We start from the raw sequence: 23111 nt of genomic DNA on the forward strand, positions 1-23111 counted from the left end.
CCCCGGCCTACAGGCCGAGGTTTCTCGGAGCATCGGATGAAAAGGGCTTGCCCGACGGCGTGTCGTTCACCAGGCGCAATATCGACCTGGCCAGCAAGCCCGCATGGTTCCTTGCCGTTTCGCCACTGGGCAAGACCCCGGTCCTGCTCGCGGACGGCGAGCCCATCTTCGAGTCCGCGGTGATCTGCGAATACCTGGAGGATGTGTACGCGCCGCGAATGCATCCCGAAGATCCGCTGCAACGCGCGCGGCACCGTGGCTGGATTGAATTCGGCTCAAGCGTGCTCAGTGCCATCGGCACGTTCTATTCCGCGCCGGACGACACGGCCCTGCAGGCAGCGGCATCCGAGTTGAGGCGCAAGTTCGGCCAGCTGGAAGCGGCGCTGGGTCCGGCGCCGTTCTTTGATGGCGAGCGGTTTTCCGTGGTCGACGCTGCCTTTGCGCCGGTGTTCCGCTACCTGGACGTGTTTGACCGGATCGAGGATTTCGGCTGCCTTGCAGGCATGCCCAAGGTGAAGGCATGGCGATCCGCGCTGGCATCGCGCCCATCGGTCAGGATGGCCGTGGGCGCGGACTACGGAAGCCTCTTGATGGATTTCCTGCAGCGCAGGAGATCGGCGTTGTCGGCCTTGATTGCGAGAAGGCTGGAACAAAACAACCTGGCCGCGGCAAAAGCCTGAAGCAGGCTTTCATCAGGTTGAAAAGGCAGGGCCGGGCGGAAAGGACATCCCGGCCACCTGGTGGCGGCTGGTTTTCCTTACTTGGCTTGGCCGCTGTCCTGCGCATTGCCGGCGCCGGCCGCGCTGGAACCGGTCGTCGCGCCATTGTTCGCCCCGCTGTTGTTTGCGCCCGCATTCTGGTTCTGCTGGGCGGCCTTTTCCTTCTTGGCAGCCTTGTGATGCCCGATGGCGCAACCCGCCGCAGCGCCAACGCCGCCATGGCTTCCCGCGACATGACCGGCAACCCCGCCGACTGCTGCTCCCTTCAGGCAACCCTTGGCTGACGCTTCCTGGGACGCGGCGGCGAATGCCATCACTACCGACAAGGCGATCAATGCTTTTTTCATGACAATCTCCTATTTAAAAGTTGGTAACTCTTCGAATTGACGGAGGACTGCGGGTTCGCCCTTTTTTGTCAGAAGTTGTGACTTTTTTGATCTATTCGGGCTGCGCCGGAGGATGTCAGCAATTTGTCAGGATCGTGTCATCCCGCCGTCAGCTTGAGATGGGACTCTTGGCCTGCCAAGCCGGTGCCTTCGGGCACCCTCACCAATCATCTTGACGGACACGGGCCATGGTCGACTTTCGTTTCATGCAATTCAGCGCCGAGCGTGCCGCGCGCCACGAGAAGGCAGTACGGCTGCTGATCCTGGATTGCGCCGGGGATATCGAAGTCTGGCTCGGCAGGGACGACCTCGAGCGCCATGTCGCCAGGTATGGCCACCGTCCCGCATTCACGAAGGGCATTGCCGCCTATGGTAAATACGCAGCGCCGGATGCCGCATCTTCCGCCGGCACGCCTGCCGTCGTTCCCGTTTCCATGAAGCAGGCACCCTCTGCTTCGTCCAAGCCCAGGGTGCCGCGGCGCATCCGCATGAAGAAGACCGTGATACGCAAGGTGACCAGCGGCGCGACGCGGATCTCAAGCGACGACGACGCACCCTACATCGCCATGGCCGGCATGACGCTCCTGGCTGCATTGAATGCCGAGGGCGACATCGCCGCCGTCTTCGAAGGCGGCAAACGCTTCTACGTCCGGCCCGAAGAATTCGACGTGATCGAATGGCGCACGGCGGACGAACTTCAGCTGCGCCAGTGACAATGCCTTACACCTTCGCGTCAACGCCGCGCACGACCGGCCGTTGAGCCGGAAGCACAAAAAACATTCAACAAGCATCCGGCCCGATCTCGATGCCTTTGGAGACATGGCTTGGCCATCGAGGCGAGCCCGCGTCTGCGTCATGGGAATCGTGCACGGGCCGGGCATCCGCTGATAGGAGCAAGCATGTCGACATGCGAACCCGTAACCAAGGCCGCGCTCGATCAAGAAGAGGGCGGCATCGCCGCGACTGACCGGGCGCGGCGAGACATCGGGCGGGCGGCGCTCGTCTCGGCTGGCGCATCCCTGGCCCTGTCCGCATGCGGCGGCGGCGGATCCTCGACCGGCGAGTCCTCCGGTTCGCCCACCCCGGCATCGAATGCTGCAAACGCAGCGAATGGGCCGGCCGCCGCAGGCGGCTCGGCCAGCCAGGCAATTACCGCAGCGGCGGCCTCGCGCTTCCTTTCGCAGGCCTCCATGGGGGCGACACGCGATGAAGTCGCCCGCGTGCAGTCGCTCGGTTTCGCGGGATGGCTCGACGCACAGTTCGCCATGTCGCCGGGCACCGGGCACTGGGACTGGATGGTTTCGCAGGGCTACGACGCTTCCACCAACAAGAACACCGAGGCAGGCTTCGACGCTTCCGCGTGGCGCATGCTGGTTTCGGCCCCGGACACCCTGCGGCAACGCGTGGCGCTCGCCCTGTCCGAAATCACGGTGGCGGCCATCGACGGCTTCGTCGGCGCAGGCTGGCGGGCGTTCTCGGCGGCGGCCTACTTCGACATCCTGCTGGCCAATGCATTCGGCAACTATCGTACGCTGCTGCAGCAGATCTCGACCAGCGCCCCGATGGGCGAATACCTGACCTTCCGCGGAAACGTGAAATACAACGCGACGACCGGCGCCATGCCGGATGAAAACTACGCGCGCGAGGTCATGCAGCTGTTCAGCATCGGACTGCTGCAGCTCAACCCGGACGGCACGCCCAAGATGGTCAGCGGCAAGGCGCAGGAGACGTACACGCTGGATGACATCACGGGCCTTGCGCGCGTCTTTACGGGCTGGGATTACAACCTCGCCGGCGGCGACACCTCCACGCCGGACTTCAAACGGCGGGCCATGATCCAGATTCCTTCCCGCCACGAGACGGGCGAGAAGACCTTCCTGGGAACGACCATCCCGGCAGGCACCGACGGCGCCACCAGCCTGAAGCTGGCGCTCGACTGGATCTTCGCCCATCCCAACGTCGCGCCCTTCATCAGCCGCCAGCTTATCCAGCGGCTGGTCTGCAGCAATCCGAGTCCGGCATACGTCAGCCGCGTATCGTCGGTGTTCAACGACGACGGCAACGGCGTCAAGGGCAACATGAAGGCCGTCATCAAGGCCATCCTGCTCGACGCCGAAGCGCGCGGCGATGCCGGACTGGCCGATGCCTCGTTCGGCAAGCAGCGCGAACCCATCCTTCGGTTCACCGCATGGGCGCGCGCCTTTAACGCAAACTCCCCGAGCAACGCCTGGGCCGTCGGCAATGCCAGCGATCCGGCGACGCGGCTCGGGCAGAGCCCGCTGCGTTCCCCGTCCGTGTTCAATTTCTTCCGTCCGGGCTATGTGCCGCCCAACAGCGCGGTCGGCAATGCCGGCCTCGTGGCGCCGGAATTCCAGCTTACCAATGAGTCGACTGTCGTCGGCTATATCAACTTCATGCAGTCGGCGGTGAGCAAGGGGATCGGCGACCTCAAGGCCGATTATTCATCATTGCTGCCGCTGGCCGACAATGCGCAAGGCCTGGTCGATGAACTGAACACCGTGCTGGCCGCCGGACAGCTGTCGGCGGCCACCGTGTCCATGATCAGGTCGGCGGTTGATTCCATCACCGGAACGACCGATGCCGCGCGCGCCAACCGCATTTATGCCGCCATCGTGCTGGTGCTCGCCGCACCGGAATTCATCATCCAGAAATGAGGGCCAGCCATGGACCGATCACCCAAGTTTAACCAGTCGCGCCGCGCCTTCCTGCGCCGCGCCGCCACCTTGTCGGCCGCCGGCGTCGCCGCGCCCTGGGCCTTGAATCTCGCCGCCATTGCCGAGGCCAGCGCTGCCACGGCAACCGACTACAAGGCGCTGGTGTGCGTCTTCATGTATGGCGGCAATGATTACGCCAACACCCTGGTTCCCTACGACAGCGACAACTACACCCGTTACCAGCAGCTGCGTCCGACGCTGGCCTATGCGCGCGCCGACCTTGCGGCAACGGCGCTGCAGCCCGCGAGTGATCCGCGCGACTCCGCCGGGTTCGCGCACCAGTATGCCCTGGCGCCGGAACTGTCGCCCCTGTTCCCGCTGTTCGGCAGCGGACAGATGGCCGTGCTGCTGAACGTCGGCACGCTGGTGCAGCCGACGACCAAGCTGCAATACACCAACAAGACGGCCGCCTTGCCGCCCAAGCTGTTTTCCCACAATGACCAGCAATCGTTCTGGCAGTCGTCCGCGACGGAAGGCGCGACCTCGGGTTGGGGCGGGCGCATGGGCGACCTGTTCGAGGCGGGCAACGGCAATGCCACCTTCACCTGCGTGAACGTGTCGGGCAATGCGGTATATCTTTCGGGAAAGACCGCGGTGCAATACCAGGTATCGACGACTGGCTCGGTGCCGCTCAATGGCATCAAGACGCCGCTCTTCGGTTCCGCCGCCTGTTCGGATGCCTTGCGCAACCTCACCACCCAGCCGCGCGCGCATCTGCTCGAGAACGAATACAACCGCGTCATGCAGCGCTCTATCAATGCAAACCAGGTGCTGTCCGGCAGCCTTGCCTCGGCACCGGCCATCACGACCGCTTTTCCCGCTTCCAACACCCTGGCGGACCAGCTCAAGATGGTGGCGCGCATGATCTCGGTCGCCGGTTCGCTTGGCATCAAGCGGCAGGTCTTCTTCGTGTCGCTCAACGGCTTCGATACGCATGACGGCCTGCTGACGGTGCACCCGGGGCTGCTGACGAAGGTGGCTTCAGCCATGACGGCGTTCTACAACGCCACCGTCGAGCTTGGCGTGGCCGGCAACGTCACGACCTTCACCGCTTCCGATTTCGGACGCACCCTCAGCGGCAACAACGACGGTTCCGACCACGGCTGGGGCAGCATGCATTTCGTCCTGGGAGGCGCGGTCAACGGCAACCGTTACTACGGCACGGCGCCGGTCGTCGCCAGCAACGGACCGGACGACGTGGGACAGGGCCGGCTGCTGCCCACTACCTCGGTCGACCAGTACGGCGCCACGCTCGGCAAGTGGATGGGTATGAGCGATTCGGACCTGCTTACCGTGCTGCCCAGCCTCGCCAATTACAACCTGTCGAGCCGGACGCTGGGATTCGTTTAGATTTTCGCCAGGATGGCTTCGACATGAATGCGCTTTCGCGAGTGGCCTCGCATAGTTACTGGACCTGACTGACTTCGCGCCACGGTTCCCGCAACTGGCGTTTTGACTTTTGTCCAGCCATCCATGCGCCTGCTTTGGCCAAGAGCGCTCAATGCTATTACATCGCTCCTCTTCAAACCGAGATGGCGGTCGCTATCGCTTTACCGAGGCCGCAGCATCGCGTTGCTTCGTTAACTCTTTATCGAAGCTTTTACGTGCATTTGTCGCGTAAGCGCGGCATAGCGTTGGATCTATAAATGCATCCGTAGCGCCTTGCTCGCGCCTGCCTGCACGATCCCAAAAATCCACCATGCCAGGATGTGGGGCGAGCGCAATGTCGCAAGGCAATGCTGCGATCAATGTGAAGCTGGATTCGTAGTCCTTGACGATGTCCGGGCTATTCGGATTGTCGACCAACTTGTAATCTGGCGCCGACAGGCTGCCAACATCGACAATATTAAGGCAGCGAGCGCCCTCGCATGACAGCCACGTCCATGTTGTGTTGCCCCTGGTATGGCCCGGTGTTAAGTGCGCGGTCAGCAATAGATCGCCCAAGCGCAGACTCTCGCCGTCAGTCACTGTCCGCGTCACGCGCATTGGGGTGTATAGCCCGCTGTCGCCGTATTGCGGGTCATTGTGACCGCCGCTCTCCAGCATTGGGATGCTCGCGGTACTCGCGATCACTTGGGCGCCGGTGTCTTTTGCCAGTTGTGTTATTCCGCCGGCATGATCGCAATGCTCGTGCGAATTGAGAATCCATTTGATGTCGTGCAAATCTATCCCGAGACTTCGGATATTCGCTTCAATCAGCGGTGCGCCTCCCGGCCCCGGCACGCCGCCGTCAATCAGAACGTGGCCCGTGGGTGCTGTTATAAGGAACACACCGAGGCCACGAGGCCCGACATTCCAGGTATTGCCATAAATTCGAAACGGCTTCTGCGGAGCTATCCATGAGGGATCGTTTACACATGAGGCGTATGTTGCAGGGCCTTCTGGTGCGACGGAGGACGGCTGGGTATAGCGTTCGGCAGTCCTTTCCCCATTTGCTTCCTGCGAACCTGGTTTTGTTCCAGCCGTATGGCAAGCTGATACGACTACGGTTAGCGCCGCAAGTACTAGTTGTTGATAGCCCATGTCACGCCTGTGAGGATTAACTGCATATTAAATTGAAAAGCGAACTTGCAAGGCGCGAATTTTACACGGCAGCTTTCGAGTTAACGTCGCATACCCGGGGCGGCCGGGGATCCGCGTCGGCAATGGGCATCATCCTATTCTTGCAGTTCGACGCCAGTGATGACAAAACCGACAAACTGGCTTGGAGTCACATGGGGCGAAGATGGGCGGCGCAAGTTAAGCGTCCGGTTTCGAGAAAGCTGTGGGTCGACTCAGGGTCGATTTTCGAACGGCACCTAAAATTATTTATGGCCGCTTTGTGTTGAATTGCGGACGATTTGTTTTTCCGGGGACAACCGCTGCCCCAGTCCGAATCCACGGGTTTCGCTACTCATCAATATATATCATGCTGTGATATAATAGCGAGCTTTCCTTGTGCCAATTTTTAAACAGTCAGTCGACCGGCGATGCCTCCCCCAAAAGAACTAACCAAGCGTGACTTCGAATCCTTATCGGAATTTCGTTACCAGCTCCGCCGGTTTTTGCGCTTCAGTGAGGACGCCGCCGAATCGGAAGGATTGACCCCGCTTCAGTACCTGCTTCTGCTGCATGTCAAAGGATTTCCTGGTCGTGAGTACGCGACTATCGGAGAGCTGGCCGAGCGATTGCAGGCGCAGCACCATGGGGTGGTATCCCTGGTGACTCGTTGTGAATCCGCTGGATTTCTCGCGCGCCACCAAGGCACGGACGACCGGAGACAGGTTCATGTGACACTCACTGACCTGGGCGCTGAGAAGCTCCATCGATTGGCCGAAAGGCACCGCGAGGTGCTGCAGTCGCTGTCCGATGTATTCCGGGTGGAAAACATATCCGCGTTTAACGATCGGACTTAACGCCGATCCAAATTCGAGTCAAAGGTGGTCATGCAATCGCAAGCATATAAGCGTGATTTCGGAAGTGACGGTCGCCTGGTAACGCTGTCGGCAATTGCTGCCGGCATCGGTGCCGTATCGACGGTGGCAGCGTTCGTTCTCTTGCATCTGATCCACCTTTGCACGAATCTCTTTTTCTTCCAGACGTTTTCCTTTGCGGATCGCACCCCTGCGGAACATCACCTCGGGATTTGGGTCATTGCGGTCCCGGTCATAGGCGGACTGCTTGTGGGCTTGATCGCCAAGTTCGGGACAGAAAAAATTCGTGGTCACGGAATTCCCGAGGCGATCGAGGCAATTCTTTTCGGTAAAAGCAAGATGTCGGCAAAGGTAGCACTGCTGAAGCCTTTATCATCCGGCATCGTGATCGGCAGCGGCGGTCCATTTGGCGCGGAGGGACCCATCATCATGACGGGGGGCGCTATCGGCTCCCTGATTGCGCAGCATTTTTCACTCACCGCCGCGGAACGCAAGACCTTGCTGGTCGCGGGCGCTACCGCCGGCATGACAGCGGTCTTTGGTACGCCGGTGGCTGCGGTTCTCCTTGCAGTCGAACTTCTGCTGTTTGAATGGCGCCCGCGAAGCTTGCTCCCGGTGATATTCGCTTGCGCGGTGGCGGGCTTTACCCGTCCATTGCTTCTCGAAGCGGGCCCCTTGTTTCCCCTGCATACTCAGCCCGTCAACCTGACGGCATTTGGAATATGTCTTTTTGCAGGATTGCTGTGTGGCGCGCTGTCCTCCGGCATGTCCGTTGCCCTTTACAAGGTCGAAGATCTTTTTGGCAAGCTGCCCGTCCATTGGATGTGGTGGCCTGCCCTGGGTGCGCTGGCAGTGGGTATCGGTGGCTACCTTGCACCGCGCTCGCTTGGCGTTGGTTACGACGTCATCTCCGATTTGCTGAATCACCGGATTATTGCTTCGGCAGCGTTTTCACTGCTGGTCGTCAAGGCGGTAATCTGGGTGATCGCACTAGGTTCGGGGACCTCCGGCGGCGTCCTGGCGCCGCTCCTCATGCTTGGCGCCGGACTTGGCACGGCGTTGTCCGCGGTTTTCCCAGGAAGTGACCCTTCCCTCTGGCCACTGGTCTGCATGGCTGCAGTGCTTGCGGGCGTACTTGGCACCCCTCTCACCGCCGCTATCTTCGCGCTTGGCCTGACAGGCGATTTCAACGCGCTGTTGCCCTTACTGTTGGCGACCGGGGTGTCGCATGCCTTTACCGTGCTGCTGATGAAACGATCCATCATGACCGAGAAGATCGCAAGGCGCGGCCGCCATATTTATCGTGAGTACAGCGTCGATCCAATGGAACGCGTGCATGCCGCCGACATCATGACGACCGGCGTGACCGCGGTTCCCACCGACACGACGCTCGGCGAGGTAGCTGCGCATTACTTCGAAGAGCATCAGCAATTCCGCAGCTATCCGCTCATTACTGCAGAAGGCGCTTTCCATAATTTCGTGGACCGAGCCATTGTCCGGGAATTGCTCGACACCCATCCAAAGGATGCGAGGATCGGCGATTTGGTTGGAACGCTTGCTCTAGTTGCCTTGCCTCAACACACCTGCCGCACCGTCGCCACTTACCTTGCCGCGCATGGCATCGAGCGCATCGCCGTGGTCCACGACGACCAGCACCGCCGGCTCGCCGGATTGATTTCCCGTAGTGACTTGATCAAGACCTCGCTTCATTTCTATGAAGAAGAGCACCAGCGGGAACGGCTGATAAAGTGGTTAAAAGGGGCGCGTCGCCAGCGAAGCGATGCCGCAGCTCGCTCATAAACCCTACAATGTCGTCACGCATGCACAATCGACCCGGCCACACGAGGTTCATTCAATCCGCGCATCCCAGCAACCGTAACCGAGAAACACTGCTGCTTTGGCTTAAAGGTTTCCTTCCCGCCCCGGTCCACGCGGGCAAGCGAGAACGGCTTTACTCCTGCATGGGCGCCTGCATCGGCTTGCTTTTGACTGAGTGGGTCAGCCGCACCGCGCTGGGAACGATCAACCCCTGGTTTATTGCCCCGATGGGAGCGTCGGCCGTGCTGCTCTTCGCGGCCCCCTCCAGCTTGCTTGCCCAGCCATGGTCTCTCCTTGGCGGAAACCTGTTGTCCGCCTTCATTGGCGTGTCCGTCGCCAAGGAAGTGCCGGACCCGGGACTGGCAGCGGCGCTGGCGGTAGGCATCGCCATTGCTGGCATGTTCTCGCTGCGCTGTTTGCATCCTCCAAGCGGTGCGGTCGCGCTGACCGCCGTCCTGGGTGGACCGTCCGTTACGGCGGCAGGCTACAAATTCTTATGGCAACCGGTCGCTTTGAACTCGGTGCTTTTGCTGGTCGTGGCATTGGTATTCAATAACGTCCTGCGTCGCCGCTACCCTCATGCAGTCGTTACTACCTCCAACAAGCATCAGCCAGCCGACGGGACACCCCTCAGGCGCATCGGCTTTACCCGAGAGGATATGGATAAGGCGCTACAGTCGCACGACGAATTAATCGACATTAGCGAAGATGATCTTGAAGAGATTCTCCTGCAGGCGGAATTGCACGCGTTCCAGCGTCGCTCTGGAGAACTGCGATGCGCCGACGTGATGTCACGCGATGTCATCACCATTAACCAATCGAATACCGTGGGCGCGGCATGGAAGCTTCTGGACCAGCATCAGGTTCACGCGCTGCCCGTGGTGAACGAATCGAAAGTCTTGGTGGGTATCGTCACCTTGCAGGATCTGATCGAAACATACACGACGACACAAGGAAAATCCCTGCCGCGTCTTCATCGCGAAAAACCATTGGACCACGTGATGACACGCCAGGTACAAACTGTCTTGCCGAATCAGCCAATCACCGAAGTCGTTTCCCGGGCGCTCGCCCGCGGGTTCCTGCATCTACCAGTCGTCGACCCGGAGAACCGTGTCATTGGTATCTTGACGCAGTCCGACCTGGTCACGGCCGTCTACCGTGCTCGCCTGGAAGATGGGATGGAAACGCCGACCTCCTCGGCAAATGAAAAGCATCTCAAGTTGGTGAAGTAAGCAGGGTTCCGTCGAGCAAGGCGCTTATCTATTATCGAGTGGGGGACACGGCGCCGCTAAAGGTATGTTTGGCGGCACCCCCAAGCGCCGTCGGATTCATGTGCCGGAACGGCAAATTGCTGACGGACTGCGGCGCTGGTCCGACCGGCGCTATCCTGCTAGATCAGGCGCAGGGTCGTTCGGTATGCTCACAGCTCTGACACTGGTTGCTTTACTGGAAGCTGAATTCGGCGCCACACTGACGCCGTTGACGGCTTCCGAGGACCGCTTCCATCCGTTATACGGCCAAGACTGGCGCTTTCGGGCTGCATCCAAATCGGCAACCAAAAATCGCTGTAGAATCAAAAGCGCTCCAACCACTGAAAGGTTTGACTATGCCCTACACGCCTGAGCTGCTCGAAGAATTGAATATACTGATTCGCTTCGACTTGGTGACCAATCAGCAAGGCCTCAAGGTTCACACCCAGACGGCCGATGTCAAAGTGATTTCCGCCACCCGGCGTCTGTACGACAAAGGGCTGGTGACGCAGCCAGATGGCGGCTATCTGACTAGTCTGGGGCGCAACGCCCTGGACCATGCGCATGCAGCATTAGCCCTGCTGACCGAGGGTAGTGCGCATGTTGCTACCACGCCCAAACATGAAGTAAAAATTTCCGCCTGATCAGCGATTGCTCGCACGGTCAATGAAGCGGTCGTGATCGGCAACTGAAAATGTCGCCGATCACGACCGCTGTTTAGTGCCCGTGCGAGCGCTTGTTTACGGCATCATTGCCTCATCCCTTGTTCTGTAGCTCATGGCCGAACTCGAAAGGCATATTCATCTTTTCGGACGACAATTCTTCACCAGGTTCTAGAAGAACACACTCGTGCCGCGTCGTCTTGCGCTTGCCGGCGTAGCCGCATCCGAGAAACTCTTCTGGCTCATCGCGCTCGCTCCTCCCGGCACTCAAAGATCACACGGCGCGCTCGGTAGACTTGTTCGGACCCTCCCTAAATGCGCTACGCCAACTTGAACAGCTCCTCAGGGCAGGAAGCCATCGCGCTGTGCGTCGTTGCCTTGCATTGAAACCGCCGCTCGGCGGTGGACGAACGTATCTATGCAACGAAGCCGCCGTGGAATGCGGCGGCTCCCTCGGTCGGGCTGCGGATACCGACTTCCCACCATCGCTTTCAGTTGATGTATTCGGGCGCAGGCACCTGGGCTGGGTCGGTCTTGCCGACGGTGGGCGCGCATATGAAATTCGCCTCGTTGGCCGTATCGCCGGAGCCCTTGTAGCGCGCGACGTTCGGATACACGCACAGCGGGCGCGTCATCAGCACGGGCTGGGTATCATCATCGTTGGTGTACTTGGTGGCAACGACACGCTGCGGAGCCACGCCCTTTTCGACCCACTGCTGCAGCGCACGGAAGACGTCATGGCCCGCGTCGGGGCTAAGCGGCCTGGGGATCGTCGTGGACGTGCCGTATGGCTGCCCGAAGGCGTTCGGACCGGGGCCGCCCGAGCAGTGATACATGCCGGGCACCATGAACAGCCGGTAGTAGTCCTGCACCGCTTTGGTGGCGCTGGTCGTGCTGCCGCCCTGCGCGGCGACGAGGCGCTCGTAGTAATTGATGCCGTCCTGCGGCGAGGCGAGCGGATCCGACCAGCCGTGGTACGCAAGGATCTTGCCGCCGCGGCCCTTGAACGCAGACAGGTCGGTGCTGTTGGCGTTAAGGATTGGCGCGAGCACGGAGTCCAGTGTCTGCATGTCGGTGTCGAAGTTAAAGTTCAGGTACGTGAACGTCGGCCCGAACACCCACTTGAAGAGGGATCCGAACGGCGTCTCAACCTGCGTGTCGAGGTTGGCCCAACCGCCGGTCGAAGGCGGTTCGCTGCCGTAAGGCAAGCCGGGGAAGATTTGGCGACCGGTCACCGGGTTGCGCGGGCCCTGGTACTTGGCGCGTGCGGTCGCGACCTGGTCGGCGGTCAGGCAAATGCCGTCGGGCGCGCCGGTGCACTGCATCGACGCCGGATTCCAGTCGCAGGCGCGCGGGTCGGTCAAGAAGCCGTCGCCGTCTACGCCGCCGCTCTTGACGGCGCACGCCTTGGCGCTCGCCTTCGCCATCGCGCCGGTCTGATCGGTGCTGAAGTAGAGCGCGAGCGGCGTCTTGTGCGCATACTGGTAGCCCCAGAGCGCAGCAGCGTGGTCGTGGGTGCGGTTGTTCGCAGCATCACCGATGAGGATGCCGTCGTAGTCGGCCGGATAGCGCTGCGCCGACATGTGGCCCTGCTCGCCGCCAGTTGAGCAGCCCGTGAAGTACGAATACGTCGGGGGGACGGAGTAGTAGCTCTGGATGATCTGCTTGGATGCGACCGTCATCTCGTGCGTGGCACGCGAGCCCCAGTCGATCCACTTCTGCGGGTGGCCAATCAGCGCGTCGCCGTTGGTGGCCGTCGACGGCGCCGTGCCCATGTCGGTCGTCGCCACCGCGAAACCCTGCTGCACGCCGGTGGCCAGGGTGAAGAGGCCCTGCTGGATGGTGCCGGCGTAACCGCCGTTGCCAACACCTTGGAACTTGCCGTTCCAGTTGCTGACCGGCATCCAGAGTTCCACATTGATGAAGGAGTCGCTCGTCGGCGTCATGACGACGCTTACCTTGCAGAACGAGGGCAGGTTCGTGTAGGTGACGCCGTCAGCCGCGGTGAAGTTCGGACCCGGCACGGTTACCGCACCGGTGATGGTGCCGCCGCTCAAGCCGACGTTAAGCACTGTCAGGTTCTCGCAAGTGCCCGCGTGCGCGGCTCCGGCGGCCATCAGGCCGAGCGCTGCGGCGGTGGCCGCGACATGGCGTCTAGGGAGGGGCAGCTTCATGGTCGTCTCCGGTGGGTCGAATAGTTTAAAACAAGCATAAAGTGCGGCCTGACCATTTTCAATGGACGGACCATACACAAACTGGGGCGCCGATGTGTGGTGATGTTACATCGCTCAGGAAGGCCTGTCGTCCGCCGGCAGCCCGGTGACGACTCGCCTTTCAAAGCCGCTTGTGACCCCGCTCGTGAGGCGCAGTTTCTGCTCACCACTTCGGCCCGATCGATACGTTATCAGACCGCTATTCTTGCTCGCTGATTTTCCCCATCTGGCTGAATAAATTCGCAGACTTTTGGCAGATTTCTTCTTGTCAATATTTCCCTTTGGCAGGCAGCTTCGGACCACCAAGCCGCCGTCCCTAGAGTGAAGTCGACCGGCAGAGGACGGTCCGGTGGCCCCGTCCCGCCGCGTCGGCTTCAACCGCGATTTCGGTTTATTGCGACATCACTCTCGGCCGTCCGTAGGTCAGTCGCATCAACCATGGCATCCAGTTGCATAACTGTGGCGCCCTACCAGGAGCGGCCTGCAGCGCCAACGACCCACAAAAATATTTTCCTCCGCGCGAATCCTTTTGCTGCCTCGTTCCCTCCTTGTCTTTGCAGTTTCGATTGCGATCACTGTTTTAACCAATTCATGACTAAGGAACTATGATGATGCCAATTCGTAAAAACGTAGGCCGCCGGGAAAGAATCGTCCGTATAGTCGCGGGAATGATAATGATGCTTTGCGGGATAGTAGGTCTCCAAGCGATGCCGCTGGGCATCTTTGTCGCTGCGGTAGGCGGAGTCACGATGCTGACCGGGATAATCCGCTATTGCCCGGCTTGTGCGATTGGCGGGAAACAGACGTGTGACAGCTAATTGGAATTGGCATGAACATCCATCCCCAAACCTTTGCGGCAGCGCAGGCTGGAGACCCAGCTGCGCTGGAGCAATTGCTCGTACAGCTGCAACCCGACATTCGCCGCTACGCCGCCTACCAATGCCGACGCTTTTCCGCCATCGACGACGTGGTGCAAGAGACGCTCTTGATCTTGTACCGGCGCGTCGGCAGCATCAAAAGCGTTTATGCCATGAGCAAATGGCTGCTGCGCGTTATTGCTCGCCTGTGTCTTCTACCGGCGCTGATGCTATTGCGCGGCACGGATGAGGTGCATCTACTGGAAAATTCCGCGCATTTTTCCAGGGTTCCGACCGATGAATTACGCATCGATCTCGTGCGGGCCCTGGAGTCTCTGCCGGCGCAGTACCGTGAAATTATCGTGCTGCGCGATTTGCAGGAATTGACCATTCATGAAATTGCGCTTGCGCTCGGCATTTCCAAAGAAGCTGCAAAGAGCCGGCTTCATCGCGCACGCACTTTGATCAGGGAATATCTGCTGACAGGAGAAGATGAATGAATTTGTTTAGCCGAAACCCGGTGGGCCTATTTGCGAGCGTGAGTTTGACGGGACATCTCATTCGCGGAGGAGTTGGAGTTTTTCTCATCTACTGGGCAATTCATCATCAAGGAGAAACGGTCCTCTCGATTCTGGCAGCCATGGGGTCGCTTTTTGCCTTTCGAGGTTGTCCTCTCTGTTGGACGATTGGATTGATTGAGACAGCGCTGAACAAGGCAAAACTGCCAAGAGTCAAGTTCTTGCGTCCGCCTACGCGGAGATCCGTGCGCTGATAGAATTTCTGCTGTCGATACGTCATGACGGCAAGGCTGAATGACAGCATGACATATGGACAGCAATATCGACAGTCACAGCAATAAAACAAGAGCGGCAGCGATAACAAGGGGAGATTCACGAATGCATGCGAACAGAGTTTTTAGCCGCGCGGCCTTGGCCGGCGTTTCCTTCAGCTTAGCCTGCAGCGCGCACGCTGCCAGCGTACAGGAACAGATGGAACAGTCACCGGCCGTCAAAGCCGCGATCAACGAACTGGTGCTGGCCAATCACATCCTGTACGACCAGAACGCGGTCGACGGCTATGGTCACATCAGCATTCGTAATCCGACCAACCCGAATACCTTTTTCCTCGCCCGCAGCGTCGCCCCTTCGGTAGTACAGGCAAGCGACATCATGGAATTCGACATGAACGGCAATGCCTTGAATGGGGATACCCGCGTCGCGTATGGCGAGCGATTCATCCATAGCGGCATCCTGCGCGCCCGTCCCGATGTCAATTCGGTGGTGCATGGCCATGCGTCGGCGGTCTTGCCGTTTGGCCTGACACAAACGCCCTTGCGCCCGGTGTACCACATGAGCGCCTTCCTCGGGCAAGGCGCGCCGCTGTTTGAAATCCGTCACCATGCAAAACCCAGTGCAGACACCGACATGTTCGTCAGCAACACCGATCTCGGCGAAGCGCTGGTCAAGACCATGGGCGCAAACAATTTCGTGCTGATGCGCGGCCACGGCTACGCAGCGGCCGGCGAGTCGATCCGCAAGGTGGTGTTCCGCTCGGTGTACGCGATCCAGAATGCGGCGATCCAGCTGGAAGCGATGAAATTGGGCACGGTACAGTACCTGACCCCCGAAGAAACCAGGAAATCCCAGGAGACCATTGAGAAGACCATCAATCGCCCTTGGGAGCTGTGGAGTCTGCGCGTGAATGGAAAGTGATACCGGCAAGTGATTTTCCGGCCAGGGAAGCGCAGATGAATTCAGCCAGATGAGCTGACCAGCGCCTCAAATGCCGAGCAAGTTATGCCGCACACGCAGCAGGTGGGCGCGCGTGGCTTCGGTAGCGCGCGCCAGGTCGCGGTCGCGCAGGGCGTTGACGATCTGCCGGTGTTCCACCTGGTAGGCCTGGCGCCGCTCCGGCGTGAGGCTGTCGCGCTTGAGGGCGCCCCAGTCGTCTTGCGCGCGGCCTTGCTTGATCAGTGCGAATACCTGGTCGACCAGGGCATTATGGGCGGCCCGCGCCATGCATTCGTGAAGCTGGCCGTCCCAGCGTTCGAACTCTTCCATGCTGGTGGCAGCCTCGGCCTTGTCGCAGCACAGCGCCATCTGCGCAAAATCGCTCTGCGAGGCATTACGGATGATCATTTCAACGATGGCGATTTCGATGGCCAGCCGCGCCTCCATCAATTCATACGGGCTGACATTGCTACCGCCGGCTGCTGCCGGGGAGGGTGTGAAGCTGTCGCTGACAAAAGTGCCGCTGCCCACCGTCTGGGTGATGATGCCGGCCTGTTTGAGTTCGGCCAGCACACGCCGCACCGCGGAGCGGCCGATGCCGAAACTCTCGCTCAGCGCGCGCTCGGTCGCAATGCGATGGCCAGGGCGCCATTCGCCGGCATTGAGCTTGGCCAGGATCGCTTCTTTCAGTACTGCGGCATTGTCCATAGGGTTTCCTCGTTTGAGCGCATGATAGCAAGCTTGAGGCTTCTTGAAACCAAAATAAACCAATTTGGCGCGATACAATGCAACTTCTTTCGCAACCAGCTTCGCTGGGAGAGTGAGCGAATTTGCTTTGCCGCCGGCGCCATTATTGCCCTACAATGGACCAATTACGACGAATTTGGTCGGCTTTTTAAACCAATAGGAACGGTATGAAAATAGGACGTGTTTCCCATAATGCCAAGGTGCGGCTGGTGCTGGTGGATGAGGCGAATGCCAAGGTCAGCTTCGTCGGCGGCAGCTTCGCGCATCACCAGAACCCGGTGCAAGCCGTGATCGAGCGCCGCAGCAGCCGCGCGGAACTGGAAGCCTTGAAAGAGGGCGAAGCCGGCTTTTCCGAGGTGACGTTCCTGGCGCCCATCTCCGCGCCTGTGCGCAACATCATGGCGGTCGGTAAAAATTATGTGGAACATGCGAGCGAATTCGACAAGAGCGGCTTCAATGCCACCACCGCTGCTGCCGCCGTGCCGGCCTTCCCCCAGCTGTTCACCAAGGCCACCACTTCGCTGGCGGGCCCGACTGACGATATCGTGTTCGATCCAGAACACACCAGCTCCGTGGACTATGAAGGTGAGATCGGCTTCGTGATCGGCGCGGAGTGCCGCAATGTCGCCGCGGCGGACGCGATGAGCAAGGTCTTCGGCTATGTCGCGTTGAATGACGTCACCGCGCGAGACCTGCAAAAGAATCACGCCCAGTGGCACCTCGGCAAGTCGCTGGACAGCTTCTGCCCGCTCGGCCCGTGGATCGCGACTGCCGATGAAGCCTCGCCGGCAACGCTGGAGGTGAAGACCTGGATCAACGGCGAACTGCGCCAGACTGGCCGAATGACGGACCTGATCTTCGATGTGCCGACCCTGATCGCCACGCTGTCGAAGGCCATGACCTTGCTGCCGGGCGATATCATCGCCACCGGCACGCCGGTCGGCGTCGGCGTCGGATTCACGCCGCCCAAATTTCTGAAGAACGGCGACCTGGTGCGCATCGCGGTCAGCGGCTTGGGCGAATTGAATAACCGGGTTCGTACCGCCTGAGATTGCCGCCAGTGCGGCAGCCTGTTTATCATCCATAAAAAGAAATAAATCCTTCTGGAGACAATCGTGATTCGGTCCAAATTGTTTGTAGCTTTGTCAGGCCTGGCTGCGGCCGCGACCGGCGGTGCGGCGTGGGCGCAAGACGCCTATCCGAGCAGGCCGATCACCATGATCGTGCCTTTCCCGCCGGGCGGGGTGGCCGATATTGCAGCGCGCCCGATCGCCGAAGCCATGGGCCGCTACCTGAAGCAGCCCATCGTGATTGAAAATCGCTCCGGCGCCGGCGGCGGCATCGGCATGGCGGCGGCCGCCAAGGCCAAGCCGGACGGATACACCATCATGATGGCGCTGTCCTCGGTCGTGGTGCTGCCGGAGGCCGATGTGGTGCTCAAGCGCCCGCCCATGTTCAAGCTGTCCCAGTTAAAGCCGATCGCCCGCTTCACCGCCGACCCGGTGGTGCTGGTGGTGCCGGCCAACAGCCCATGGAAAGACTTCAAGCAGTTCGAAGCCGCGGTCAAAGCCAATCCGGGCAAATACACCTTCGGCTCCTCGGGTAATTACGGCACCATGCATGTGCCTGTCGAGCAGTTCAAGGCCGCGACCCAGTCATACATGCTGCACATCCCCTATACCGGTGCAGGTCCGGCCGTGGTCGCGTTGATGGGCGGGCAGGTCGACATGGTCGCGACCGGCCCGTCGACCGTCGCCACCAATATCCAGGCCGGCAAACTGCGCGCCCTGGCCCAGTGGGGCGAAAAGCGTATCCCGACCCTGCCGAACGTGCCGACCATGAAGGAACTCGGCGTCCCGGTCACCTACACGCAATGGACCGGCATTTTCACGCCGGCCGGCACGCCTGACGCCGTGGTCGCGAAGTTGCGCGAAGCCTCGAAATTTGCCGCTGCCGATGCCAGCGCCGTGCATGCGCTAGAGTCGGCCGGTACTTACATCCAGTTCCTGGATACCCCGGAATTCGAAAAGTTCGTCCAGCAGGACGCCGCGACCATGGCCAAGGTGGTGCAACGCATCGGTAAGGTCCAGTAAGGCGATGAATAACCTGAACCTGGTGCGCGGAATTTTCCTGGTGGGTATCGCCCTGCTGTTTGGCCTTGCCTCGTTCAAATACGACATCGGCCAGTTGCGCAGCACCGGCCCCGGCCTGTTCCCGCTGATCGTCAGCAGCCTGCTGCTGTTGATCGGCGTGCTCTCCATCGTAAAGTCTTTCTATATGGAGCGCGTCGCGATCGATTATCGGATCAAGAATATCGTCGTGGTCCTGCTGGCGCTGATTGGCTTTGCGGTGCTGTCGGCGCATGTGAACATGACGCTGGGGATCATCTTCCTGGTGTTTTGCAGCTCGTTTGCGGCCTCGACTTATTCGATCCTGCGTAATGTGAAAATCTCTGCCGGCCTGATCGTCATCGCGCTGGTCTTCAAACACTTACTCGGCCTCGGGCTGCCCCTGTTCTGATGGAAATGCTGCATAACCTGGCCTTTGGCTTCGAGCACGCGCTGACGCTCAATAACCTATTGTATTGCGCGATCGGCTGCGTGGTCGGCACCCTGATCGGCATGCTGCCCGGGCTTGGCCCGCTGTCCACCATCAGCCTGCTGCTGCCGCTGACCTATTCGATCCCGACCACTGGCGCACTGATCATGCTGGCCGGGATTTACTACGGCGCGCAGTATGGCGACAGCGTCAGCGCGATCACCATGAAGATCCCGCATGCCAGCAGCATCGTGGCCTGTATCGACGGCTACCAGATGACGCTCAACGGCAAGACCGGCCTGGCCCTGTTCACGGCGGGCATCTCCAGCTTCATTGGCGGCACGGTCGCGATCGTGGTGCTGGCGACGCTCTCGCCGCTGCTGGGCGAAGTCGCCTTCCTGTTTGGCCCGGCGGATTATTGCGCGCTGATGCTGGTGGGTTTCGTGTGCGTCAGCTTCGTCACCACCGGCAGCCTCTTGAATGGCCTGGCCATGACCCTGGTCGGCGTGCTGCTGGGTGAAGTGGGCACCGACGTCAACAGCGGTATCCAGCGCTTTACCATGGACCTGAGTTTCCTGGCCGACGGCGTGGGGCTGATCAGCATTGCGCTGGGCTGCTTCGGCATCGCTGAAATCGTCAAAAACCTGGACAGCCACAAAGACCATACGCCATTCAACGGCACCATCAAGCTGATGCCGACATGGCCCGAGTTCAAGCGCATCATCCCCAGTGCATTGCGCGGCAGCGTGATCGGATCCGCGCTCGGCATCCTGCCCGGCGGCGGGCCGGTGATCGCGCAATTCGCTGCGTACGGCGCAGAGAAAAAATTCAGCAAGTACAAACATGAAATCGGCCAGGGCGCGATCGAAGGCGTGGCCGGCCAGGCTGCCGCCGACGAAGCCGCGGCCCGCACCAGTTTCATCCCGCTGATGAGCATAGGCATACCGGAAAATGCCGTCATGGCCCTGATGCTCGCAGCCTTTATCGTCAAGGGCGTGCAGCCCGGCCCGAACATGATAGGCGAGCATCCCGACCTGTTCTGGGGCCTGGTGGCCAGCATGTGGGTGGGTAACTGCTTCCTGGTGATCTTGAATGTGCCGCTGGTGCGTTACTGGCTATCGGTGTTCAAGATCCCGTTTGATGTGCTGTTCCCGTCGATCTTGTTCTTCTGCTGCATAGGCACCTACAGCATCAACAATAACATCGACGACATCTACATCACCGCCACCTTCGGCCTGATCGGTTATCTGTTCATGCGCATGGGACTGGAAGCCGCACCGCTGATGTTGGGCTTTATCCTCGGGCCCATGCTGGAGGAGTACTTCCGCCGGCAGATGCTGCTCAGCCGCGGACGCATCGGTTCCTTCCTGGAGCATCCCATCAGCGCCGTCCTGCTGAGCATGATAGGCGTGTTCATCTTGTGGCAGATCGTGGCGTTCTTCCTGAAAGCGAGGAAGCGGCCGCAGCCAGCCTGATATCGACGCTCGCCGGCGCAGACGTGCTGGCGAGCGACAGGTGCAACGGCACCTCCGGCCGCAAGGTGATGTTGAATTCCGGCCGCGGCGCCGGCATCCCTGCGGGCGCCGTCACCGCGAAGCGCTGCAGGAACATGGCCGCGATCACCGTCATCTCGGCCATGGCCAGGTGCTGGCCGAGACATACCCGCGGGCCGGTGCCGAACGGCATGAAGGCGCCTCTCGGGATGGCTGGCGCGCCCGGCGCGAAACGTTCCGGACGATACGCCAGCGGATCCGGAAACCAGCGCGGGTCGTGATGCATCAACTGCACCGGGACCGTGAACATCGTGCGGGCGGGAAACTGCCAGGCGCCGAGCGTGATCGGCCGGACGGAGCGCCGGGACAGGAGCACGGGCGCGGCCGGATACAGGCGCAGCGTCTCCTGCAGCGTCTGCCCCAGGTAGACCAGCGAAGGCAGGTCGCTTGCGGCGGGCGCACGGCCTTGCAGGATGGTTTCGACTTCGCGCCGCGCCGCCGTTTGCGCCTCCGGGTTGGCAGCCATGCACCATGCCCACCAGGTCAGGGTTGCCGCCGCCGTTTCATGTCCGGCCAGGAATGCCGTCATGCATTCATCATGCACCGCTTTCAAGGGCCATGCCGAGGGATCCTCATCATGCAGGGCCAGCAACCGGCTCAGCAAATCCATCGGCCAGGCGTCGCGCGCAAGCGCCAGCCGCGCATCGATCTGGCGGTCGACCAGGCGGTTGAGCACGGCGATCGCCCGCCGCTTGGTCCGCTTCCATGGCATCCAGTCGGGCCAGCTCGCCGGCCAGTACATCTCGGCATTGCCGGCCACCGCAGTGGCATGCACGGCCCACTCGGCGGCGCGCGCATCCTCATCGATCTCGCTGGAAAACATCATCCGCATGATGACGTCCATTCCGAGCGACGTGAATGCGCTTTCGATCGGCCACCGCGAGCCGTCGGCCTGCCACTGCGCGAAGGCACTGTCGGCCGCGGCCGCGATGACGGGAACGAAGGACTGGACGTTCTTCGGTGAAAAGCCCGGCTGCAGCGCATGCCGCTTCGACCGCCATGCCTCGCCTTCGGCGGTCAGCACGCTTTTTCCGTGCAGCTGCGAAAACACCTGGATGCCGCGTTCCCAGCGAATCAAGGGCTCATGCTGGCTGACCAGCAATTCACGCACCAGCTGCGGGTCGGCCAGGACGATCTGGTGTTCCGGCCAGATCCGGCAGTGGATGATGTCGCCATGGCGTTGCCGCAGGTCGGCGAAGGTGCCCAGCGGATCGCGCGACATGCGGCGCAGGAGTCCCCAGCCGGTCAGGCCGGATCGCGGCCCCGGCGGCCAGACGCCGGGCGGGTGGGCCTGGCGCGCCGATGACGCGTCTTCGGCCGGAGCATGGAAGGGGCACTGGGAGGATTGGGATGTCGAGGTAGGTTTCATGCGGCATAGTGTGCGCCAGGCGGGCATGACGGTATTGTATGAAAACGACATGTAAAATCGGCGCCATGGATTTGCCACCTGGATTCACCATGGAAGTCGCACAACCGAACGATCTGCCGCTTCACCCCGACCCGTTGGAGCGGGCACCCTGCCTCGCCAGGGAAGCGGGCGCGGCCAGCGAGTGGCTGCAGCTGGCGCCGCCGGCGCTGCAAGGGGCGCTGGTCGCGCTGGTGGGCAGGAATACGACGGGACTGTCCCTGAGCAGCGCACAACGGCTGACGCACTTTCCGGCATCGCCGCTGGTATCGATCTCGTGGTTCCACGTCGAGGCAGGCATGGTGGAACGCGGCAAGGATGGCGGGTCTTGGCAGCCTTTTGGCGCACGGGTCGTCATCTCGGGCAGCCAGTCGTGTCCGACCACCAGCTGGGCGCCTTCGACGGGACGCGGCTACATGGCGTGTTTCAGCGCGGACGCTGCCCGAGCCCTGTTCGACCTCGACCTCGCGGCAATCCAGGATCGCTTCGTACCTGCCGACCAGGTCACGAGCGACCGTTGGGCGCCGCTGTGGCAGGAACTGCTTGCCAGCGCCGACGCAGACCTGATGCAGGTGCTGGAACGCCACCTGGCGCGGCCCTGGCAAGGCGTGCAGGGCCGCGACTCGGCGCAGCCGTCCCTGCGCCAGCTGGGACGCCACTGGGTGGAGCGCCTGGCGTGGCAAGCACAGCAATGGCAGCGCGTGCATAGTCCGCGGCATGTCGAACGCCGCATCAAGTCGTTCAGCGGCAGGTCGATGCGGGAATGGCAATCCCTCGTCCGGACGGAAGGCTTGTTCTTCGCGGCACGGGACCGGCACGAGGCGGGACTGCCATTCGACTGGGCGGCGCTGGCACAGGAAGAAGGCTTCGTCGACCAGGCGCACATGATCCGGGCGTCCAAGCGCATCACCGGGTTCGCGCCGACCGAATTTGCCAGCCGCTTTCTCGAAGACGAGTCCTTCTGGATGTACCGGCTTTGGGTATGAGCGGCCGTCCCGGAGCGTCCACGATGCGAGGCCTGCCGGCTGACTGGCATGGGTCGGGTTATCATCCCTGCTTGCGCAATCACGGTGAAAGGCAAGGGC

General features: G+C 61.1%; 21 protein-coding genes. 16 read left to right on the top strand and 5 right to left on the bottom strand.

Annotated elements, in window-relative coordinates; genetic code table 11:
* Positions 1-47: 47 nt before the first annotated feature.
* Positions 48-680 carry a glutathione S-transferase family protein gene (locus G3574_RS13920; protein ID WP_328804785.1) on the top strand — a complete coding sequence of 211 codons (633 nt, stop codon included), beginning with the start codon at positions 48-50 and terminating at the stop codon, positions 678-680.
* 77 nt (positions 681-757) lie between these two features.
* On the opposite strand, the gene G3574_RS28380 is transcribed toward G3574_RS13920, so the two are convergent.
* A complete protein-coding gene (locus G3574_RS28380) occupies positions 758-1066 on the bottom strand; it encodes a hypothetical protein (protein WP_235953424.1) in 309 nt (102 codons plus the stop codon).
* Positions 1067-1293: 227 nt separating this feature from the next.
* Here G3574_RS28380 and G3574_RS13930 point away from each other — a divergent pair, with 227 nt between their 5' ends.
* The 3 genes from G3574_RS13930 (at position 1294) to G3574_RS13940 (ending at position 5190) form a co-directional block, all read left to right on the top strand.
* The gene (locus G3574_RS13930) at positions 1294-1818 is read left to right on the top strand and encodes a hypothetical protein (RefSeq protein ID WP_163964152.1); all 525 of its coding nucleotides are present in this window, start codon (positions 1294-1296) and stop codon (positions 1816-1818) included.
* A 186-nt stretch (positions 1819-2004) separates the two neighbouring features.
* Positions 2005-3780 carry a DUF1800 domain-containing protein gene (locus G3574_RS13935; protein WP_163964154.1) on the top strand — a complete coding sequence of 592 codons (1776 nt, stop codon included), beginning with the start codon at positions 2005-2007 and terminating at the stop codon, positions 3778-3780.
* Between the two features lie 9 nt (positions 3781-3789).
* Entirely contained in the window at positions 3790-5190 is a 1401-nt protein-coding gene (locus G3574_RS13940) for a DUF1501 domain-containing protein (RefSeq protein WP_163964156.1), read from the top strand.
* A 192-nt stretch (positions 5191-5382) separates the two neighbouring features.
* On the opposite strand, the gene bla is transcribed toward G3574_RS13940, so the two are convergent.
* Positions 5383-6363, bottom strand: coding sequence for a subclass B3 metallo-beta-lactamase (gene bla / locus G3574_RS13945; RefSeq protein ID WP_163964158.1), 981 nt, complete (start codon positions 6361-6363; stop codon positions 5383-5385).
* Between the two features lie 446 nt (positions 6364-6809).
* Here bla and G3574_RS13950 point away from each other — a divergent pair, with 446 nt between their 5' ends.
* From G3574_RS13950 to G3574_RS13965, 4 genes are all read left to right on the top strand, one after another.
* Positions 6810-7235, top strand: coding sequence for a MarR family transcriptional regulator (locus tag G3574_RS13950; protein ID WP_163964161.1), 426 nt, complete (start codon positions 6810-6812; stop codon positions 7233-7235).
* Positions 7236-7265: 30 nt separating this feature from the next.
* Positions 7266-9053, top strand: a complete 1788-nt coding sequence (locus tag G3574_RS13955; RefSeq protein ID WP_163964163.1) for a chloride channel protein — start codon at positions 7266-7268, stop codon at positions 9051-9053.
* A 20-nt stretch (positions 9054-9073) separates the two neighbouring features.
* Positions 9074-10303 carry an HPP family protein gene (locus G3574_RS13960; protein ID WP_163964165.1) on the top strand — a complete coding sequence of 410 codons (1230 nt, stop codon included), beginning with the start codon at positions 9074-9076 and terminating at the stop codon, positions 10301-10303.
* Positions 10304-10677: 374 nt separating this feature from the next.
* A complete protein-coding gene (locus tag G3574_RS13965; protein ID WP_163964168.1) occupies positions 10678-10965 on the top strand; it encodes a TIGR02647 family protein in 288 nt (95 codons plus the stop codon).
* A 509-nt stretch (positions 10966-11474) separates the two neighbouring features.
* Here the strand turns inward: G3574_RS13965 and G3574_RS13970 are convergent.
* Entirely contained in the window at positions 11475-13157 is a 1683-nt protein-coding gene (locus G3574_RS13970) for a tannase/feruloyl esterase family alpha/beta hydrolase (protein WP_163964170.1), read from the bottom strand.
* A gap of 650 nt (positions 13158-13807) precedes the next feature.
* On the opposite strand from G3574_RS13970, the gene G3574_RS28945 reads away from it, so the two are divergent.
* From G3574_RS28945 to G3574_RS13985, 3 genes are all read left to right on the top strand, one after another.
* A complete protein-coding gene (locus tag G3574_RS28945; protein WP_407941671.1) occupies positions 13808-14014 on the top strand; it encodes a YgaP family membrane protein in 207 nt (68 codons plus the stop codon).
* Between the two features lie 11 nt (positions 14015-14025).
* Entirely contained in the window at positions 14026-14553 is a 528-nt protein-coding gene (locus G3574_RS13980) for an RNA polymerase sigma factor (RefSeq protein WP_163964173.1), read from the top strand.
* Between the two features lie 327 nt (positions 14554-14880).
* Positions 14881-15765: a class II aldolase/adducin family protein gene (locus G3574_RS13985; protein WP_163964174.1), complete on the top strand. Its 885-nt coding sequence runs from the start codon at positions 14881-14883 to the stop codon at positions 15763-15765.
* Positions 15766-15831: 66 nt separating this feature from the next.
* Here G3574_RS13985 and G3574_RS13990 read toward each other — a convergent pair whose 3' ends face one another.
* On the bottom strand, positions 15832-16569 hold the full coding sequence (locus tag G3574_RS13990) for a FadR/GntR family transcriptional regulator (protein WP_235953425.1): 738 nt from the start codon (positions 16567-16569) through the stop codon (positions 15832-15834).
* 128 nt (positions 16570-16697) lie between these two features.
* On the opposite strand from G3574_RS13990, the gene G3574_RS13995 reads away from it, so the two are divergent.
* From G3574_RS13995 to G3574_RS14010, 4 genes are all read left to right on the top strand, one after another.
* On the top strand, positions 16698-17579 hold the full coding sequence (locus G3574_RS13995) for a fumarylacetoacetate hydrolase family protein (protein WP_235953427.1): 882 nt from the start codon (positions 16698-16700) through the stop codon (positions 17577-17579).
* Positions 17580-17645: 66 nt separating this feature from the next.
* The gene (locus G3574_RS14000; protein ID WP_328804786.1) at positions 17646-18623 is read left to right on the top strand and encodes a tripartite tricarboxylate transporter substrate binding protein; all 978 of its coding nucleotides are present in this window, start codon (positions 17646-17648) and stop codon (positions 18621-18623) included.
* 4 nt (positions 18624-18627) lie between these two features.
* Positions 18628-19050: a tripartite tricarboxylate transporter TctB family protein gene (locus G3574_RS14005; protein ID WP_163964175.1), complete on the top strand. Its 423-nt coding sequence runs from the start codon at positions 18628-18630 to the stop codon at positions 19048-19050.
* Positions 19050-20543 carry a tripartite tricarboxylate transporter permease gene (locus G3574_RS14010; protein ID WP_163964176.1) on the top strand — a complete coding sequence of 498 codons (1494 nt, stop codon included), beginning with the start codon at positions 19050-19052 and terminating at the stop codon, positions 20541-20543. Before G3574_RS14005 ends, G3574_RS14010 begins: the two co-directional genes overlap by 1 nt.
* Here the strand turns inward: G3574_RS14010 and G3574_RS14015 are convergent.
* Positions 20482-22041, bottom strand: coding sequence for a cytochrome P450 (locus G3574_RS14015; protein WP_268958886.1), 1560 nt, complete (start codon positions 22039-22041; stop codon positions 20482-20484). The two genes, G3574_RS14010 and G3574_RS14015, sit on opposite strands and share 62 nt — an antisense overlap.
* A 38-nt stretch (positions 22042-22079) precedes the next feature.
* Here G3574_RS14015 and G3574_RS14020 point away from each other — a divergent pair, with 38 nt between their 5' ends.
* Positions 22080-23012: an AraC family transcriptional regulator gene (locus G3574_RS14020; protein ID WP_205609785.1), complete on the top strand. Its 933-nt coding sequence runs from the start codon at positions 22080-22082 to the stop codon at positions 23010-23012.
* Positions 23013-23111: the final 99 nt, after the last annotated feature.

It is taken from the genome of Noviherbaspirillum galbum (assembly GCF_010974945.1).
Taxonomy (GTDB): Bacteria; Pseudomonadota; Gammaproteobacteria; order Burkholderiales; family Burkholderiaceae_D; genus Noviherbaspirillum; species Noviherbaspirillum galbum.

Bases quoted from the DNA above. Each gene is read 5' to 3' on its own strand.
- G3574_RS28380 (WP_235953424.1), bottom strand. From the start codon at position 1,066: ATGAAAAAAGCATTGATCGCCTTGTCGGTAGTGATGGCATTCGCCGCC.
- G3574_RS13930 (WP_163964152.1), top strand. From the start codon at position 1,294: ATGGTCGACTTTCGTTTCATGCAATTCAGCGCCGAGCGTGCCGCGCGC.
- G3574_RS13935 (WP_163964154.1), top strand. From the start codon at position 2,005: ATGTCGACATGCGAACCCGTAACCAAGGCCGCGCTCGATCAAGAAGAG.
- G3574_RS13940 (WP_163964156.1), top strand. From the start codon at position 3,790: ATGGACCGATCACCCAAGTTTAACCAGTCGCGCCGCGCCTTCCTGCGC.
- bla (WP_163964158.1), bottom strand. From the start codon at position 6,363: ATGGGCTATCAACAACTAGTACTTGCGGCGCTAACCGTAGTCGTATCA.
- G3574_RS13950 (WP_163964161.1), top strand. From the start codon at position 6,810: ATGCCTCCCCCAAAAGAACTAACCAAGCGTGACTTCGAATCCTTATCG.
- G3574_RS13955 (WP_163964163.1), top strand. From the start codon at position 7,266: ATGCAATCGCAAGCATATAAGCGTGATTTCGGAAGTGACGGTCGCCTG.
- G3574_RS13960 (WP_163964165.1), top strand. From the start codon at position 9,074: ATGCACAATCGACCCGGCCACACGAGGTTCATTCAATCCGCGCATCCC.
- G3574_RS13965 (WP_163964168.1), top strand. From the start codon at position 10,678: ATGCCCTACACGCCTGAGCTGCTCGAAGAATTGAATATACTGATTCGC.
- G3574_RS13970 (WP_163964170.1), bottom strand. From the start codon at position 13,157: ATGAAGCTGCCCCTCCCTAGACGCCATGTCGCGGCCACCGCCGCAGCG.
- G3574_RS28945 (WP_407941671.1), top strand. From the start codon at position 13,808: ATGCCAATTCGTAAAAACGTAGGCCGCCGGGAAAGAATCGTCCGTATA.
- G3574_RS13980 (WP_163964173.1), top strand. From the start codon at position 14,026: ATGAACATCCATCCCCAAACCTTTGCGGCAGCGCAGGCTGGAGACCCA.
- G3574_RS13985 (WP_163964174.1), top strand. From the start codon at position 14,881: ATGGACAGCAATATCGACAGTCACAGCAATAAAACAAGAGCGGCAGCG.
- G3574_RS13995 (WP_235953427.1), top strand. From the start codon at position 16,698: ATGAAAATAGGACGTGTTTCCCATAATGCCAAGGTGCGGCTGGTGCTG.
- G3574_RS14005 (WP_163964175.1), top strand. From the start codon at position 18,628: ATGAATAACCTGAACCTGGTGCGCGGAATTTTCCTGGTGGGTATCGCC.
- G3574_RS14010 (WP_163964176.1), top strand. From the start codon at position 19,050: ATGGAAATGCTGCATAACCTGGCCTTTGGCTTCGAGCACGCGCTGACG.
- G3574_RS14015 (WP_268958886.1), bottom strand. From the start codon at position 22,041: ATGTCGTTTTCATACAATACCGTCATGCCCGCCTGGCGCACACTATGC.
- G3574_RS14020 (WP_205609785.1), top strand. From the start codon at position 22,080: ATGGAAGTCGCACAACCGAACGATCTGCCGCTTCACCCCGACCCGTTG.